We start from the raw sequence: 15,448 nt of genomic DNA on the forward strand, positions 1-15,448 counted from the left end.
CTGCGGGAGGTGCCCGCTCGGCAGGAGGGACACCATGGACATCGCTGGATCGGTCGCACTCGTCACGGGCTCGAACCGGGGCATCGGACGACGGTTCGTGCAGCAGCTGCTCGAGCGTGGCGCCGCCAAGGTCTACGCCACGGCGCGGCGGCCCGAGCTGGTGGACGTCGACGGGGTGGAGGTGCTCCCCCTCGACATCACCGACCAGGCCTCGGTCGAGGCCGCTGCCGCCCGGTCGTCCGACGTGACGCTGCTGGTCAACAACGCCGGGATCACGACCCAGGGATCGCTCCTCACGGACGACCTGACCGACGTCCGGCGTGAGCTGGACACGCACCTCTGGGGCAACCTCGCCATGGTCCGGTCCTTCGCGCCGGTGATCGAGCGCAACGGCGGGGGCGCGATCGTGAACGTCCTGTCGGCGCTGTCCTGGTTCGCGTACCCGGGGTCCGGCGGGTACGCCGTCGCGAAGGCCGCCGAGTGGAACATGACCAACGCCGTCCGCCTCGAACTGGCCGGTCGGGGCGTCGCCGTGCAGGGGCTGCACCTCGGGGCCGCGGACACGGACATGATGGCCGGGTACGAGGGGCCGAAGGTCGACCCGGCCGAGGTCGCCCGGCGCTCGCTCGACGGGGTGGAGCGGGGCGCGGCCGAGGTCGTCGTGGACGACTGGAGCGCCGGGGTCAAGGCCTCGCTCGCCGAGGCGCCCGAGCGGTTCTACGCGCAGTTCGCGTGACGCGACGAGCGTGATGCGGCCGGCGTGACCCAGGGACGGACGGGAGGGACGGTGCCAGCCCGCACCGCGCCTCCCGTCCGCCGCCCCGCGCGTTCCGCGCCCTCGTCGCGTCCTCCGCGCTCGCCGCGTCAGGACCGCGCACGGGATCCGGCGCCCGCCGTCAGCGATCCGTCAGGACGCTGTCCGCCCGGCCGCCCCCGCCGGATCGTGGAGTGGTGACCCTGACCGCGATCCTCCCGACGCTCCGCGCGTCCCTCCCCGACCCCGTGGACCCGACCCTCTGGCCCGCCCACACCGAGCCCACGACCGGCGACGTCCTGGTCGCCGCCGTCTCGATGGTCCGGCTCGCCGAACTCGCCGGCACCCCGTGCGTGCACACCGCCGAGCAGGCGCCGCCCCGGTACCGCCCGCGCTCGTGGACGCCGGGCGAGGTGAGCGTCGCCGTGGCCTCGGTCGTGCGGGTCCGACGACCCCGCACCGGTGTCGTCCTGCTCGAACTCGACGCCGTGCTGCCCCGCTTCGCGGTGCTCGACGAGGTGCGGCTCATCGGCCGCGTGAGCACCGCCGCACCGACGCGGACGTACGTCCTGACGCCGTGCGTCGGCGCGGACGACGGTCCGTTCCACCGCCTCCCGGCGCCGCTGCCGTCGGACGTCCAGGAGGGCGATCTGCTCTGCTTCCCCTGCGTCACCGCCATCCGGCACCGGGACGTGGTGGCGCCGGTCCGTGCCGAGGTCGTCCGGTGAGCGTCGTCTCCGACGTCCGGTCCCGCGTGGTGGACGGTCCGCACGTGTGGGGTCGGTACGCGGTGCGGCCCGTCGACCGGACGATGTGGAGCACCAGGACGCTCGTCGTCTACCCGCCGGGCACGACGCGTGGCGAACGTGCGGTGCTCCGCGCGTGGTCCGCCTGGCCGGCACTCGGCGCCCTCGTGGCGATCGGCGTGATGGCCGCGCTCGCCCCCCACGCCGCCCTCGGGACCGGTGCCGCCGTGGGGCTGTACGCCGCGGGGTTCCTGGTGCTCGGGCGCGCCGCCCGCCGACTCCGACCCGGCGTGCGGACCCTGACCGTGACGACGTTCCACGGCAACGGACGCCCCGAGGTGCACGGCGACGTCCGGCTGCTCGGCGCCTCGCTCGACGCGCTGACCGTGCCGGAACGGGCGCTCCGGCAGGGCGCGATCCGACCGGTCGACTTCGAGGCGATCTGGGCCGACGTGTGGAACGACCTGCCGCGCGACCGACGTGCCCGGTTCAGCCGCCCGACGCCGCCGGCCGCGGGACGACGAGGTCCGCTCGGGCGCTGACCGGACGGCGTCCCGTCCGGCCCGTCACTCCATCACCATCGCGGACATCCGTGTCATGAGGCCCCGGGGGACGAACCGGTGCGCGCTCGCCAGCACCGCGTTGCGGAGTCCCGACACCACGGTCGGGCCGCCGGCGCGGGAGAACGCCTGCAGACCGACGCGTGCGACCTCGTCCGCCGTCTGCCGGCCGCCCTCGAGGAACGAGCCACCACCGGCGGCGTCGAAGAAGCCCGTCGCGGTCGGTCCGGGACAGAGGGCGAGCACCCGGACGCCCCGGCCGCGGGTCTCCCACCAGAGCGCTTCGGTGAACGAGAGGACGAACGCCTTCGTCGCGCCGTACAGCGCCATGTGCGGGGTGGGCTGGAACGCCGCGGTCGACGCGACGGTCATGACGCCGCCGACACCGCGGGCGAGCATCCCGGGCAGGAAGGCCCGCGTGAGCCGCACCAGCGCCGTCTCGTTCAGCGCGATCTGCTGGACGATGCCGTCGTCGGGCTGCTCCGCGAAGGTGCCGTGCCACCCGACACCGGCGTTCGCGATCAGGACGTCGACCCGCGTGCCGTCCAGTGCGGAGAGGACCTCGTCGACCCCGGCGGTCGTCGCCAGGTCGGTGGGGAGCACCCGCACCCGGACACCGTGGCGGGCGCGGATCCCCGAGGCGACGGCGTCGAGCTTGCCGGCGGACCGGGCGACCAGGACGAGGTCCGAGCCACCCGCGGCGAGGCCCTCGGCCAGTGACTCGCCGATGCCGCCGCTCGCGCCGGTCACCAGGGCCAGGCGGCCCCGGAACGGTTCGGGGTTCCGCGCCACCGCTCAGCCCGCCGTACGCAGGAAGTCGGCGATCGGCGTCGACCCGGTGTTGAAGCGGATCGTCTTCCCGACCGTGCCGTCACCCTCGACCGCGTCGGCCACCACGTGCGCCACGTCACCGCGGGGCACCTCGGTCGACGAGCCGTCCCAGTCGACGGAGCCGGTGGGCTCGTCGTCGGTGAGGGTGCTCGGTGCGACGACCGTCCAGCGGAGTCCGGAGTCGCGGAGCACCGCGTCCGCGATCATCTTCGACTGGGCGTACGCGAAGAAGTCGTTGTCCTGCGGGACCCCGTGGTCGAGGAGCGAACCGGACCAGGAGACCATGACGTACCGGTCCACGCCGGCCTTCGCGGCACCCTGCACGGACAGGATCGCCGCGTCGCGGTCGATCGCCCACGTGCGGTCCGCCGAGCCGCCGCCGGCCCCGGCCGACCAGACCACGGCGTCGTGTCCGTGGATGAGCTCGGCGAAGTCGGTGAGGGTCTGCTGCTGGATGTCGGCGACGTGCGGCTGCCCGCCGTGGGCCCGGATCTCGTCGGCCTGGTCGGGGTCGCGGATGACCGAGGTGACGGTGTGACCGCGATCGGTGAGGATGCGGGTGGCGAGGAGTGCGACCTTGCCGTGGCCGCCGAAGAGGATGACGTTGCTCATGCCGCGGACGCTACTCGCGGCGGCTCAGTGCTCGGGAGTAGCGTCCGGACCGACACGACAGGAGCACCGATGAGCACGAAGCACGAGCAGCACACCCTGGTCCGCACCCTGGCACTGGGCATCCTCTCCGGCGGCCGCAGCGCCACCCCGCTGGCCGTCATGGCCCTGAACCACGACCGGTCCTCGCTGAAGGGGTCGTGGCAGGACTGGAAGGTCTTCAGCACGCCCCTCGGCCGCGGCGTCCTGGTCGCCTCGGCCATCGGCGAGCTGATCGGGGACAAGCTGCCGCAGGCCCCGAACCGCATCTCCCCCGCCGGCCTCGTCGGGCGCGTGGCGTCCGGCGCGCTCGTCGGTGCCGCGCTCGGCACGACGGGTCGTCGCGACCTGCGCATCGAGGGCGCGATCCTCGGTGGCGTCGGCGCGATCGTCGGCAGCTTCGTCGGCTGGGGTGCCCGGAAGCTGGTCGGTGCGACCACGCACCTGCCGGACCCGGTGGTCGGGCTCGCCGAGGACGCCGCGACCATCGCGGGGTCCGTCAAGGTGATCACCGCCGACTGACGGTCCGGACCGCCTGCGGGACGGGAGGGACGGTGCCAGCCGGCACCGTCCCTCCCGTCCGTCACAGGGGTTCCGTCCGGGCCTGCCACGCCCGGCCGCGTGCGCCTACCGTGACGGGCATGCGCATCGTCGTCATCGGGGCCACCGGCCACATCGGCACCTTCCTCGTCCCCCGTCTCGTCCGTTCCGGTCACGAGGTCGTGACCGTCACCCGCGGGACCAGCACGCCCTACGCCGACTCCCCCGAGTGGCAGCAGGTCGAGCAGGTCACCGCCGACCGCGAGCAGGAGGACCGCGACGGCACCTTCGGCCAACGGATCGCCGGGCTCCGTGCCGACGCCGTCGTCGACCTCGTCTGCTTCACGATGTCATCCGCCGAAGCCCTCGTCTCGGCCCTCCGCGGGACCGGCACCCACCTCGTGCACTGCGGGTCGATCTGGCGCGCCGGTGTGTCGCACGTCCTGCCGATCACCGAGGAGAAAGCGACCGAGCCCTTCGGCGACTACGGCGTGCAGAAGGACGCGATCGCCCGGATGCTCAGGCGTGAAACTGCCGACGGGGGTTTGCTGACGACCTCGTTGCACCCCGGCCACATCAGCGGGCCGGGGTGGATGCCGATCGGACCGCTCGGCAACCTCGACCCGACGGTGTGGACGAAGCTGTCCGCCGGCGAGCCCGTCGAGGTGCCCGGCCTCGGTGCCGAGGCGATGGCGCACGTGCACGCCGACGACGTCGCCCAGGCCTTCCAGCTGGCCGTCGAGCACCGCGACGAGGCGGCCGGTGAGGACTTCTTCGTCACGGCGTCGACGGCGTTGACCGCCCGTGGGTACGCACACCTCGTCGCCTCGTGGTTCGGCCAGGAGGCGCGGCTCGAGTCCGTCTCGTGGGACCGGTTCCGCGAGACCACGGACCCGGAGCACGCGGGTGCCAGTTGGGAGCACCTGTCGCGCAGCCAGGTGTTCAGCACCGAGAAGGCCCGGCGGCTGCTCGGCTACGAACCGGCGTACACAGCCGAGGCGACGGTGCTCGACGCGTTCCGGTGGCTCGTGGAGCACGACCGGGTCGACCTCGCGTGCCCCCTCGCGATCTGAGGTTGTGCTTGCGCGTGTGATCAGTTGCGGCTAATATCAGTCGTGGCTGATGTGCGATGCATGCAGATCGACTGGCCTCGAGAGTTCAACGCGCAGCTCGACCGGCTCGACGCCGACACCACCGAACGGGGTCGGCGGCGGCTCGAGTTGCTCACGTTCATGCTCAAGCGGCTGCGGGACCTGGATGCAGCGCCGACGGAGGACACCGCTGTGATCAAGCGAGTCCGACAGTCGAGGGAACACGTCGTCTGGCGGGTGTCGCACCCGTACGTCCAGGGGATCGCGCTCCGGTTGATCTGCTGGTTCCCGCCGGGTACGGACCGTGTCGTCGTCGCGCTGTTCTCCGGCGACAAGGCCGCGATGGGTGACGTGTTCTCCGAAACGGTCGGCGTCCGTGCCGACCGACTGATCGACCGGTGGGTCGACGAGACGAAGGAAGCATGATGGGCGAGAAGGACTTCGTGCACGGCAACGACCGCCTCGAGCGGATGCTCGAGCGGCCTGGCATGGCCGACGCCGTGGCGGCGCTCGAGACGGAGGCGGACGAGCTCGACCGGATCCACGCCATGAGCCTCGCGATGGTGCGGGAAGCCGGCAAACGGACCCAGGTCGAGATCGCCCACGAGCTGGGGATCAGCCAGGGAGCGGTGTCCCAGATGGAGCGTCGTGAGGACATGCTGCTGTCCACGCTCCGGAGCTACATCACCGCGGCCGGCGCGGAGAACCCCCGGATCATCGTGACCGTCAACGGACGTGACGTCGAACTCGCGATCTGAGGTCAGGCGCTGGCGGTGACCACGAGCCCGCGGCGGCGGTGGACCGCCCAGACCGTCAGGGCGAACCCGACCAGGACCGCGCCGCCCACGGTGACCGCTGTCCAGCCGCCGGTGTTCCAGAGCACCGAGGCGAGCGCCGAGCCGATCGCGCCGCCGACGAAGTTGCCGGTGACGAAGGCCGTGTTGAGCCGGCTGCGCGCCGCGGGGTCGATCGCGAAGAGCCGCGTCTGGTTGAGGACGTTCGTCGCCTGCACGCCGACGTCCAGCAGGACCACCGCGACGAGGACGACGACGATCGACGTCGACCCGATCCCGGCGACCACGAGCGAGACGAGCACGAGGGCGATCGCCGCCCCGGTCACAGGCACCGAGTGGCCGCGGTCGTGCAACCGACCGACCCGCTGCGCGGCGACCGCCCCGGCGAGCCCGGCCAGGCCCACGAGCCCGATCGCGCTCGTGGAGTACCCGAACGGCTCCGCGCTGAGCAGGAACGTCAGCGCGGTCCAGAACATCGTGAAGACGGCGAACATCGCCGAGCTGATGACGAGGGTCACGCGCACGGCCCGGTGCGCCGCGACGGCACGGAACACCGAGGCGATGAGCGTCGGGTACCGCACTCGGTCCCGTCGGTCGAGCTCGGGGATCGCCCGCCGGAGCAGCACGGCGAACAGCAGGGCAGCGGCGGCGGCGACCACGTAGATCGCGCGCCAGCCGAACGCGTCCGCGACGAGCCCGCTGACCGTGCGGGACACGAGGATGCCGGTGAGGACACCGGAGGCGATCGTGCCCACCACCCGGCCACGCGCGGCGGGATCGGCGAGGTCCCCGGCCAGCGGGATGAGCAGCTGTCCGGCGACGGTGGTGAGGCCCACGAGCGCGAGCGCGACCAGGAGCACGGCGAACGACGGGGCCACGGCGGCGAACAGGAGCGCGATTGCAGACGCCACGAGCACCCCGGGGACCAGACGTCGGCGGTCGAGCACGTCCCCGAGCGGCACCACGAGGAGGATGCCGAGCGCGTAGCCGACCTGGGTGAGCGTGACGAGCAGCCCGGCCACCGCGGCGGACGTCCCGAGCGAGGACGCGATCTCGTCGAGCAGCGGCTGCGCCCAGTAGAGGTTGCCGACGGCGGCACCCCCGGCGACCGCGAACAGCAGGGTGCGGGCGGGCGTCATCCCCGCACGGGTGGTCACGGACGCCGCCGGAAGAGCTCCGCGAGGTGCCATGGCCCCGGTGCGAGTCGGACGGCCGCCTCGGCGCGGATGCGTTCCTCCCGGGCTCGGTCGCGGACGAGTTCCTCGATCTCGCGCTCGGCACGCAGGCGGAACCGGACCCGCTCGAGGAACGTCAGCGGCCCCGCGGTGCGGGTGGTCGGGATCGAGTCGGTCTCGCTCATGCGTCCTCCGTCTCCGGGACGGCGGCGACCGTGGTCGCCGCGAGGTTGGCGAGGAGCTGCAGTCGCTCCTCGGACGGGGAGCCGGGCTCGGTGCTGTAGACGACGAGCGTGAGTCCGGCGTCCGCGACGAGCTCCATCGCCTCGTAGGTGAGGTCGAGGTCGCCGACCGTGGGGTGGTGCACCCGCTTCACGCCGGTGCGGTGCCGCATGACGTCGTGCGCGGCCCAGCGCTGCCGGAACGCCGCGCTGCGCGTCGAGAGCTCCCCGACGAGGTCGGTCAGCCCCCGGTCGTACGGGGTCCGGACGGCCTCGGCACGGAGCACCGCCACCATGTCGCCCGCGACGGCGTCCCAGTCGCGCCAGAACTCGCGGCCGCGGGGGTCGAGGAACGCGAAGCGGGCGGCGTTCGGGGTGCCGGACGGCTCGGAGAACAGCGGCGAGTACAGCGCACGGGCGAGGGCGTTGCCGGCGAGGAAGTCCGACCGACCGTTGCGCACCCAGGCCGGGGCGGTGATCGAGTCGAGGACGCGCTGCACGTTCGGCCGCACCGTGGCGCTCGGGGTCCGCCGGCGGGTGGTGGCCGAGGCGTTCTGCGCGCGGGCGAGGTCGAACAGGTGCGCGTGCTCGGCGTCGTCGAGACCCAGTGCCCGGGACAGCGACTCGAGGATGCCCTCGGACACCCCGGCGAGGTTTCCGCGTTCGAGCCGGACGTAGTAGTCGACGCTCATGCCCGCGACGAGGGCGAGCTCCTCGCGCCGCAGCCCCTGGACGCGGCGGGCGCCGCCGCCGAAGTCGGGCAGCCCGACCTGCTGCGGCGTCACGCGCGCACGGCGGCTGCGGAGGAAGTCGCGGACTTCGGCCTTCGTGTCCATGTCCTCCACGGTAGGTCCGATCGACGGGTCGGAGCAGGGGCTGCTGGTACCCGTCAGGGCCGGTCAGCTCGTGGCGAGCGGCACCGAGACGATCCGGTCGTCGCCGTCCGTCGGGTCCCCGCGCCCGTCGGTGTTGTTCGTGACGAACCAGAGCGCGCCCTCGGGCCCCTCGAGCACGGTGCGGATCCGCCCGAAGTCCCCGGCGAAGTACTCGGTCGAGGTCGAGGGGTCGTCGGCGGGGACGGCCCGGACGACCTCGCCCTGCAGGTTCGCGATGAACACGGTGTCGTCGATCACCGTCAGGTTGCTCGGCGAGGCGTCGTCGGTCGCCCACTGCTGCACCGGGTCGACGAACCCCTGGTCGGTGCCGCCGGTGCCCTCGACCTCGGGCCAGCCGTAGTCCTTCCCCGGCTCGATCACGTTCAACTCGTCCCAGGTGTCCTGCCCGAACTCGGACGCGAACATCGTGCCGTCGGCCGTCCATCCCATGCCCTGGACGTTCCGGTGGCCGAGGCTCCACACCGGCGAGCCGGGGAACGGGTTGCCGCCGGGCACCTCGCCGTCCGGGGTGAGCCGCAGGATCTTGCCGGCGAGCGAGTCCCTGTCCTGCGCGTCCGAGCCGGTGCCGGCGTCCCCGACGCTCGCGTAGAGCATGCCGTCCGGGCCGAACGCGATCCGGCCGCCGTTGTGGAAGCTGTTCGACGGCAGCCCGTCGATCACCGTCGTGGCGTCACCGAGCGCGAAGGACCCGGCGCTCCCGGTCAGCTCGTAGCGCTGGATGCGGTTGCCGTCGTCGCCCGTGGAGTACACGAAGAGGTCGCCCTCGTGCAGCGCGAGCCCGAGCAGGCCGCCCTCGCCACCCTGCCGGACGCCCCGGACCGTGCCGACCTCGCGCGTGCTCCCGGCGTCGGTCAGTTCGAGCACCTTCGCGGAGTCGCGTTCGCTGATCAGCGCGTCGTCGCCCTCGCCGGTGCGGACCACCGACCACGGGGCGTCCAGTCCCGTCACGACGTCGGTCGTCTCGCCGCCCGGCGCGAGCTGGCCGGTGGCGCTCGCCGCGGACGGCGCCGCGCTGGCCGAGGGGCCGCTCGTCGCGGACGCACGGCCCTCGAGGGTGCGGGCGTCGTCGTCCGTGCAGGCGGCGAGGACGAGGGTCGCGGCGGCGACGGCCCCGAGCGCGGCCAGGGTGCGGCGGGTGCGGTGGCGGCGAGCGGTGGTGTGCACGGTGGTCCTCCCGGGTCGTGGGTCGATTGCACTCGTGGCGGTCGGGAAACCCCTGGGTGGCACTGGCACCACCCCCCTCGGGTGCGCGGAGCGGCCTACGGTCGGGGACGTGCAGTGCCGCGCGGCCCGAAACCGGCGGCACACGACCCGACCACCGGAAGGACCACCGCATGACCACCATCGCCATCGTCGGAGCCGGCAAGGGCCTCGGCCTCGCCGTCGCCGAACGCTTCGCACGGGAGGGCTTCTCGATCGCCCTGGTCTCCCGCAACCAGGACCGCCTGGACTCCCTCGCCGCCGAACTCCGCGAGCACGGCCACACCGCCGCCGGGTTCGCCGCGAACGTCCGCGACGGGGACTCGCTGCGCGCCGCCCTCGAGCGTGCGACCGAGCAGCTCGGCCCGATCGAGGTGCTGCAGTACAGCCCCCTGCCCGCCAAGGAGTACATGCGACCGGTGCTCGAGACCACGGCTGAGGACCTCGTCGGCCCGATCGAGTTCTCGGTCTACGGCTCGGTGAACGCCGTCCGCCAAGTCCTGCCCGGCATGCGCGCGATCGGCCACGGCACGATCCTGTTCGTCAACGGCGGGAGCGCGGTGCGCCCGGGCGCGCGGGTGACCGGCACGTCGGTCGCCTTCGCGGGCGAGAGCGCCTACGCGCAGCTGCTGCACGACGCCGTCCGGGACGAGGACGTCCACGTCGGTCAGCTCATCATCCCGTTCGGCATCGACGACGGGCAGCCGGAGCACTCCGGTGCGGCGATCGCGGACCGCCTGTGGGCGATCCACACCGAGCGCGGTGCGTTCCGGACGTACGCCGAGCCGCTGCCCGAGTGACCGACTGACGGACGGGAGCGCGCCCCGCTCAGCGGCAACGCGAAGCGTTGCGCGGGGCGCGCTCCCGTCCGCCCTCGGTCGCGTCGCGGTCAGCGTGCGGCGCGCGTGATCGCGGTCGCCATCACGCGAGCGACGACGACGCTCGTCGCCGCGTTCCCGTGGATGCCGTCCGCCGAGGCGCCCCGGACCCACGCGCCGTCCGTCTGCCGGAACCGGGCGAACGGGTCGACGTACGACCAGCCGTGGTCCGCCGCGTCCCGCTCCAGCGCCAGGCTGAGCACGAGCTGTCCCGACCGACGGTCGGCGCCCCACTGGCTCCATGTCCAGTCCGACGGTGGCCCGGAGACGACCAGCACGTGCTGCGCGCCGACCTTCCGGACGACGGCGTCCACGTTCGCGATCGTCGTCGCGGTCGGGATCGCCTGGTTCACGTCGTTCGTGCCGAGTTCGACGACGAGGACGTCCGCGTCCGGCACCGGGCCGATCTCGTGGAGGACCTGGTCGGAGCGGTAGCCGCTGTGCGCGTAGCCGCCGACGGCGTGGAACCGGGTGTCCGGCACGAGGTCGTGCAACCACGAGTCCGGCCGTGCCGTGATCGAGTCGCCCGCGTACGCGAAGGTGGTCGCGCCGGACCGGTCGCCGGTGCCGAGTGCACCGGTAACGGCGTCGCCCGGCGTCGCGGCACGGAGCCGGGTCCCGCCGGTGGTCGTGGTGTCCGCGCGTTCGACCGGGGCCGCCGTGACGTGGCTCGTGGACGGAGCGCGCTCGGCTGCGGCGGTACTCGCCGACACGACGGCCGTGCCGACGACGAGGGACCCACCGGCGACGAGGCCGGCGGCGGTGACGATGCTCGCGACGAGGGCGAGACGACGGGTGCGGGACACGACATCAGGTATCCCCCGGATCGGCCTGCCGTACCAGTCCCCAGACCTGGGGAACCGCGCCGCTGGCTGTGGGTCTTCGCGGCCGTTCCCAGCCGGCCGCCACCGTCGGGTCCGGGACCCGCCGCGTCTGGTCACGGCGTTCGCCGGAGGGCCACGCGGTGGCGGCGACCCGCGAAGAGCCAGGTCCCCGCGGTCACGAGCACCGGCAGCCCGATCGCGAGGAGCGCGAGCACGGGCCAGTCCGCCACGAACGGCAGGTGCGTGGTGCCCGTCGGCCCGGCCGTGAACCGGAGGGTGAGCGCCCGGATGGGCAGCAGCCCGAGCAGCGTGCCGATCACCGCACCGACGGTCGTCAGGATCGCTGCCTGCCACGCCGACACCCGTCGCCGGAGCACCGGTGCCGCACCGACCGCGTCGAGGACCTCGTCGTCGCGTCGACCGTCCGAGCGGGCCAGCCCGATGGCGACGGCGGTCGCGCCGATCGTCACCGCCGCGGCGAGTGCGAGGACGATCGCCTTGACGATGCCCTGCGCGTCGACCGGACCGGTCTCGTACTGGAAGTACGGGCCGCCCCAGCGCTGTCGGTCCGCGCCGCCGAGGCTCTGCCACGCCGAGGTCAGCTCGTCGGACTGCGCGGGGGTGATCGGCTCGGTCTGCTCCGTCACGAGCATGCCGTCCACCGCCGGGACCCGGTACCGCTCGGCGGTCTCCGGGGTCATGAAGACGCCGACCTGGATGCGGGGGGTCTGCACATCGAGCACGGCGGGGATCGTCGTCGTCGCGTCCGGACGGGTCTTGGCCGTGATCGCGGGGCTGTTCGACGTCTGGTCGCGGAACGCGTCGATCCGGACCTGGCCGTCGTGCGCGTACTCCGGCCACAGGGCGACGGCGCGGCCCGAGGTGAGTGCGTCGCGGACCTCGGCGGACGGACGGTGTCCGGTGAGGACGGCGTAGTCGTCGACCGTGCCGGTCCAGATGTGCGGCGCCGAGGTGTCCTGCGACTCCAGGTACCGCGAGCAGGACGTGGTGTCGTTCGTCGGGCAGTCCGTCCGGCCCCAGGAGTGCAGGAGCGAGATCGTCGACGGTCGGTCGCCGGCGATGTCGGGCACGACACCGAGCACGCGGACCCGGTCGTGGTCGAGGACGCCGGAGACGATCGTCGCCGCCTTCGCCGTGACGGAGGCGTCGTACCCGCTGTCGCTGCCGTCCTCGTTCGAGAGCGAGACGTCGGCCGTCGCGACGCCCACGGCGGTGCGGTACTCGTAGTCGCGGACGAACTGGGCGTGCTGCGACGCGCTCCACGTGATCACCACCGAGGCCACGAACACGACGCTCATGACGCTCGCGAGCACCGGCACGGTGCGCACGGGGTTGCGCCGGGCGTCCCGCGCGGCGAGGCGGGCGGAGAGCCCGAGCCGCGTCGCGGTCCTGGACACGAGGGCGAGGAGCCACGGTGACGACATCGCGACCCCGAGCTGCATGAGGCACGGGCCGATCGCGACACCGGCGCCGACGATCCAGGCGAGGTGGTCCTGCTGCACCGGCCGGTCGTTGAGCAGCAGCACGCCGGCACCGCACGCCAGGGTCATCACGCTGCCTGCGACGACGAGCACGGGCGCCCAGATCCGTCGGCGGCGTTCGGCGCGGGGGTTCACCGCGGCAGGCCGGAGCGAACCGCGGAGCGCCGCGAGGACGTTCACCCGGGTCGCCGCACGGGCCGCGACGAGCGCCGACACGAGACCCGCGAGGACGGCGGCGGCACCGATCGACAGGACCAGGCCGGCCGGGATGTGCAGCCCCGGCCACGTGCCGACGTTGCCGTTGTCCGCGAGACGGAACGCGAGCACACCGACACCGGTGCCGAGCGCGACACCGAGGACGGCGCCGGTGAGCCCGAGCACCAGCCCGGACCCGGCCACGATCGACCGGACGAAGCGACGGTCCCCACCGACGCTCGTGACGATGGCGTACGAGCGGGTGTCCGCCCGGGTGCCGACCAGGAACGCGGCGCCGGCGAGGAGGGCGACCTCGAACATCGCGAAGACGCCGAGCAGCGCCATCGCGCCGAGGAACCAGCCGATCGGGCTGCTGAGGCCGGCACCGTGCAACCGCTCGTCCGGCGGGTCGAGCACGACGGGACGCGACTGCACCGTGATGCCGTGCGCGTTGAGTGCGCGGATCTCCGACCACGTCGGGGCGTCCGAGGCCAGGTACACGGTGACGTCGTACGGTGCCGGGCCCGCGTCCGTCGTCGACGGCGTGGTGGTGCCCCACGGCAGGAAGACGCCCTGGGCGCCCGGGTCGGACGCGGCGTCGCGCATCGTGCCCGTGATCGTGAAGCGCTTCGTCACCGGGTCGGTCAGGTCCACCGTGTCGCCGATCGACGCGCCGAGCCGCTGGAGCGTGGCGGGTGTGACCATGAGTTCGTCGCGGCTGGTCGGTGCCGCACCGTCGAGGACGTGCCAGTGGCCGTCGAGGACCCGTGACCAGACCGAACCCTCGACCGCCTGGATGCCGATGGGGCCCTTCGGACCGGTCAGCACGATCTGCGCCGAGGTGACCGGGATCGACACGGCACCGGCGGGGACGTGGTCGAGGAGGTCGGCGAACCGAGCCTCGCCGTCGGACTCGGCGACCGGGCTGCCCTTCGCCGACTCGGTGTACTGCCACTGGACCGGGTCCTGCCGCATGCCGGGCAGGTCCGGGCCGACGACCTGCATCTGCGCGACCGCGTGCCCGAGGTCGTAGCGCAGTGCCTCGGCCTGGGTGGGCTGGGTGGACTGCACCACGACGGACACCGCGGCGAACCCCGCGGTGGGGATGCCGATGAGCGCGACGATGAGCGCCGCCCGCCCGGCCTTCGCGAACGCCAGCCGTCGACCCAGCCGGAGCGCCGGACGCAGCGCGAACGGTGTGCGGCGGGCCGGGCGGGCGTCGGCACGGCGCCGACGCGCACTCACGACGCGGCTCGGTCCGTGAGCGCCATCTCGACGCCCGAGTACACGGTCTCGTCGACGACCCGTCCGTCGCGGAGGAACACGATCCGGTCCGCCCACGCGGCGTGCCGGGCGTCGTGGGTGACGAGGAGCGCACCGGCCCCGGCGTCCACGTGGCGACGGAGCATGCGGAGCACGACCTCGCCGGTCTGCGAGTCGAGGGCGCCGGTCGGCTCGTCGGCGAGGACGAGTCGACGGTCGCCGACGACCCCTCGGGCGATCGCGACGCGCTGCTGCTGGCCGCCGGACAGGTCGTCCGGGAAGGCGTCGGTCCGGTGCCCGAGCTCGACGTTCTCGAGTGCGAGCTCGGCCGCGCGCCGGGCCCGGCTCGCCTTCCACCCGTCGAGCTCGAGCGGCAGCGCCACGTTCTCGACCGCGGTCAGCGAGGGGATGAGGTTGAAGTCCTGGAACACGAACCCGACGAGTCGACGACGCAGGGCGGCGAGGTCCTTGGCCGGCCGGTCGGACACGAAGGCGCCGTCGATGACGACCTCGCCGCTGGTCGGCGGCAGGAGCGTGCCCGCACAGGCGAGCAGCGTCGACTTGCCGGAGCCCGAGGTGCCCATCACGGCCACCATCTCGCCGCGGGCGATCCGCAGGTCGATGCCGGCGAGGGCGGTGACGGCCTTCGCGCCGGAGCCGTACTGGACGCTCACGGCGTCGAGCTCGAGGAGCGGCGTGGCGGCGTTCACCGGGCGCTCCGCACGGCTGCGTCGGACGGCTCGGCGACGTCGGTCGACCCGGGTGTCGGGGACGGTCGGAACCGGGCGACGCTCGCCTCGACGTGGTCGAGCCAGCGGACGTCGGCCTCGGCCTGGAACAGCATCGACTCGAGCACGAGCGACCAGGCGAGGTCGTCCGCCGGGTCCGAGGAGCGCTTCAGCCGGGTCAGGTCCTGCAGGTTCCGCACGGCGGCGGCGCGCTGGACCTGGACCAGTCGCGGGACGTCGACCCCGGGCACGGTGACGGCGAGGGCGAACTTGATCGCGAGCTCGTCGCGACCGCGCTTCGGCGGGACGGGCTCGCTGAACCAGCGTGCGACCTCCTCGCGACCCGCGTCCGTCGCCGTGTAGACGACGTGTCCGTCGTCGTCGGCGTCGCCGCGGGCCACGAGACCGTCGCGCTCGAGGCGGTCGAGCGTCGTGTAGACCTGGCCGATGTTCAGCGGCCAGCTGCCCCCGGTCCGGTGCTCGAACTCCCCCCGGAGCTGGTACCCGTACCCGGGTCCGGCCACCAGCAGTGCGAGTACGCCCATCCGTACGCTCATGTCGTCTTCCCCCTCGATCCGTCCGCCTTGGACATACCGAGTATG

At 73.4% G+C, this 15,448-nt stretch carries 18 protein-coding genes; 8 read left to right on the forward strand and 10 right to left on the reverse strand.

Annotated elements, in window-relative coordinates:
• Nucleotides 1–34 precede the first annotated feature (34 nt).
• The 3 genes from ACQXVK_RS04710 to ACQXVK_RS04720 all read left to right on the forward strand — a co-directional run bounded on the left by ACQXVK_RS04710 (nt 35) and on the right by ACQXVK_RS04720 (nt 2,042).
• Nucleotides 35–736 carry an SDR family oxidoreductase gene (locus tag ACQXVK_RS04710; protein WP_402266339.1) on the forward strand — a complete coding sequence of 234 codons (702 nt, stop codon included), beginning with the start codon at nt 35–37 and terminating at the stop codon, nt 734–736.
• A 215-nt stretch (nt 737–951) separates the two neighbouring features.
• Nucleotides 952–1,482: a hypothetical protein gene (locus ACQXVK_RS04715; protein WP_430852882.1), complete on the forward strand. Its 531-nt coding sequence runs from the start codon at nt 952–954 to the stop codon at nt 1,480–1,482.
• The gene (locus ACQXVK_RS04720; RefSeq protein WP_022906781.1) at nt 1,479–2,042 is read left to right on the forward strand and encodes a DUF6611 family protein; all 564 of its coding nucleotides are present in this window, start codon (nt 1,479–1,481) and stop codon (nt 2,040–2,042) included. Before ACQXVK_RS04715 ends, ACQXVK_RS04720 begins: the two co-directional genes overlap by 4 nt.
• Nucleotides 2,043–2,066: 24 nt before the next feature.
• On the opposite strand, the gene ACQXVK_RS04725 is transcribed toward ACQXVK_RS04720, so the two are convergent.
• Together ACQXVK_RS04725 and ACQXVK_RS04730 are read right to left on the reverse strand one after the other, a co-directional pair.
• The gene (locus ACQXVK_RS04725; RefSeq protein WP_430852883.1) at nt 2,067–2,810 is read right to left on the reverse strand and encodes an SDR family NAD(P)-dependent oxidoreductase; all 744 of its coding nucleotides are present in this window, start codon (nt 2,808–2,810) and stop codon (nt 2,067–2,069) included.
• A 45-nt stretch (nt 2,811–2,855) separates the two neighbouring features.
• Entirely contained in the window at nt 2,856–3,503 is a 648-nt protein-coding gene (locus ACQXVK_RS04730) for an SDR family oxidoreductase (RefSeq protein WP_430852884.1), read from the reverse strand.
• A gap of 69 nt (nt 3,504–3,572) precedes the next feature.
• Here ACQXVK_RS04730 and ACQXVK_RS04735 point away from each other — a divergent pair, with 69 nt between their 5' ends.
• From ACQXVK_RS04735 to ACQXVK_RS04750, 4 genes are all read left to right on the forward strand, one after another.
• Nucleotides 3,573–4,061, forward strand: a complete 489-nt coding sequence (locus ACQXVK_RS04735) for a DUF4126 family protein (RefSeq protein ID WP_430852885.1) — start codon at nt 3,573–3,575, stop codon at nt 4,059–4,061.
• A 119-nt stretch (nt 4,062–4,180) separates the two neighbouring features.
• Complete coding sequence (locus ACQXVK_RS04740; protein WP_430852886.1) at nt 4,181–5,152, forward strand: NAD-dependent epimerase/dehydratase family protein; 972 nt, start codon at nt 4,181–4,183, stop codon at nt 5,150–5,152.
• A 60-nt stretch (nt 5,153–5,212) separates the two neighbouring features.
• Entirely contained in the window at nt 5,213–5,596 is a 384-nt protein-coding gene (locus tag ACQXVK_RS04745; RefSeq protein ID WP_022905212.1) for a hypothetical protein, read from the forward strand.
• The gene (locus ACQXVK_RS04750) at nt 5,593–5,928 is read left to right on the forward strand and encodes a helix-turn-helix domain-containing protein (RefSeq protein ID WP_031261729.1); all 336 of its coding nucleotides are present in this window, start codon (nt 5,593–5,595) and stop codon (nt 5,926–5,928) included. Before ACQXVK_RS04745 ends, ACQXVK_RS04750 begins: the two co-directional genes overlap by 4 nt.
• Nucleotides 5,929–5,930: 2 nt before the next feature.
• Here ACQXVK_RS04750 and ACQXVK_RS04755 read toward each other — a convergent pair whose 3' ends face one another.
• The 4 genes from ACQXVK_RS04755 to ACQXVK_RS04770 form a co-directional block, all read right to left on the reverse strand.
• Nucleotides 5,931–7,121: an MFS transporter gene (locus tag ACQXVK_RS04755; protein WP_022906252.1), complete on the reverse strand. Its 1,191-nt coding sequence runs from the start codon at nt 7,119–7,121 to the stop codon at nt 5,931–5,933.
• On the reverse strand, nt 7,118–7,324 hold the full coding sequence (locus ACQXVK_RS04760; RefSeq protein WP_022906253.1) for a hypothetical protein: 207 nt from the start codon (nt 7,322–7,324) through the stop codon (nt 7,118–7,120). Before ACQXVK_RS04760 ends, ACQXVK_RS04755 begins: the two co-directional genes overlap by 4 nt.
• Nucleotides 7,321–8,196, reverse strand: a complete 876-nt coding sequence (locus ACQXVK_RS04765; RefSeq protein ID WP_031261730.1) for a helix-turn-helix domain-containing protein — start codon at nt 8,194–8,196, stop codon at nt 7,321–7,323. Before ACQXVK_RS04765 ends, ACQXVK_RS04760 begins: the two co-directional genes overlap by 4 nt.
• 63 nt (nt 8,197–8,259) lie before the next feature.
• Nucleotides 8,260–9,420 carry a PQQ-dependent sugar dehydrogenase gene (locus ACQXVK_RS04770; protein WP_430852887.1) on the reverse strand — a complete coding sequence of 387 codons (1,161 nt, stop codon included), beginning with the start codon at nt 9,418–9,420 and terminating at the stop codon, nt 8,260–8,262.
• Nucleotides 9,421–9,590: 170 nt separating this feature from the next.
• On the opposite strand from ACQXVK_RS04770, the gene ACQXVK_RS04775 reads away from it, so the two are divergent.
• Nucleotides 9,591–10,256 carry an SDR family NAD(P)-dependent oxidoreductase gene (locus ACQXVK_RS04775; protein WP_402266371.1) on the forward strand — a complete coding sequence of 222 codons (666 nt, stop codon included), beginning with the start codon at nt 9,591–9,593 and terminating at the stop codon, nt 10,254–10,256.
• A gap of 89 nt (nt 10,257–10,345) precedes the next feature.
• Here ACQXVK_RS04775 and ACQXVK_RS04780 read toward each other — a convergent pair whose 3' ends face one another.
• The 4 genes from ACQXVK_RS04780 to ACQXVK_RS04795 all read right to left on the reverse strand — a co-directional run bounded on the left by ACQXVK_RS04780 (nt 10,346) and on the right by ACQXVK_RS04795 (nt 15,391).
• Nucleotides 10,346–11,140, reverse strand: coding sequence for an SGNH/GDSL hydrolase family protein (locus ACQXVK_RS04780; protein WP_430852888.1), 795 nt, complete (start codon nt 11,138–11,140; stop codon nt 10,346–10,348).
• A gap of 131 nt (nt 11,141–11,271) precedes the next feature.
• The gene (locus tag ACQXVK_RS04785) at nt 11,272–14,100 is read right to left on the reverse strand and encodes a hypothetical protein (RefSeq protein ID WP_430852889.1); all 2,829 of its coding nucleotides are present in this window, start codon (nt 14,098–14,100) and stop codon (nt 11,272–11,274) included.
• Nucleotides 14,097–14,828, reverse strand: coding sequence for an ABC transporter ATP-binding protein (locus ACQXVK_RS04790; protein WP_402266380.1), 732 nt, complete (start codon nt 14,826–14,828; stop codon nt 14,097–14,099). Before ACQXVK_RS04790 ends, ACQXVK_RS04785 begins: the two co-directional genes overlap by 4 nt.
• Nucleotides 14,825–15,391: a PadR family transcriptional regulator gene (locus ACQXVK_RS04795; protein WP_430852890.1), complete on the reverse strand. Its 567-nt coding sequence runs from the start codon at nt 15,389–15,391 to the stop codon at nt 14,825–14,827. The genes ACQXVK_RS04790 and ACQXVK_RS04795 overlap by 4 nt, the downstream gene beginning before the upstream one ends.
• Nucleotides 15,392–15,448 lie beyond the last annotated feature (57 nt).

Origin of the sequence: Curtobacterium sp. AB451 (assembly GCF_050585845.1) — a bacterium.
Classification (GTDB): Bacteria; Actinomycetota; Actinomycetes; order Actinomycetales; family Microbacteriaceae; genus Curtobacterium.

Excerpts from the sequence above, each read along its gene's own strand:
- ACQXVK_RS04795 (WP_430852890.1), bottom strand. The coding sequence starts at position 15,391 with ATGGGCGTACTCGCACTGCTGGTGGCCGGACCCGGGTACGGGTACCAG.
- ACQXVK_RS04760 (WP_022906253.1), bottom strand. The coding sequence starts at position 7,324 with ATGAGCGAGACCGACTCGATCCCGACCACCCGCACCGCGGGGCCGCTG.
- ACQXVK_RS04750 (WP_031261729.1), top strand. The coding sequence starts at position 5,593 with ATGATGGGCGAGAAGGACTTCGTGCACGGCAACGACCGCCTCGAGCGG.
- ACQXVK_RS04730 (WP_430852884.1), bottom strand. The coding sequence starts at position 3,503 with ATGAGCAACGTCATCCTCTTCGGCGGCCACGGCAAGGTCGCACTCCTC.
- ACQXVK_RS04710 (WP_402266339.1), top strand. The coding sequence starts at position 35 with ATGGACATCGCTGGATCGGTCGCACTCGTCACGGGCTCGAACCGGGGC.
- ACQXVK_RS04740 (WP_430852886.1), top strand. The coding sequence starts at position 4,181 with ATGCGCATCGTCGTCATCGGGGCCACCGGCCACATCGGCACCTTCCTC.
- ACQXVK_RS04765 (WP_031261730.1), bottom strand. The coding sequence starts at position 8,196 with ATGGACACGAAGGCCGAAGTCCGCGACTTCCTCCGCAGCCGCCGTGCG.
- ACQXVK_RS04745 (WP_022905212.1), top strand. The coding sequence starts at position 5,213 with ATGCAGATCGACTGGCCTCGAGAGTTCAACGCGCAGCTCGACCGGCTC.
- ACQXVK_RS04775 (WP_402266371.1), top strand. The coding sequence starts at position 9,591 with ATGACCACCATCGCCATCGTCGGAGCCGGCAAGGGCCTCGGCCTCGCC.
- ACQXVK_RS04735 (WP_430852885.1), top strand. The coding sequence starts at position 3,573 with ATGAGCACGAAGCACGAGCAGCACACCCTGGTCCGCACCCTGGCACTG.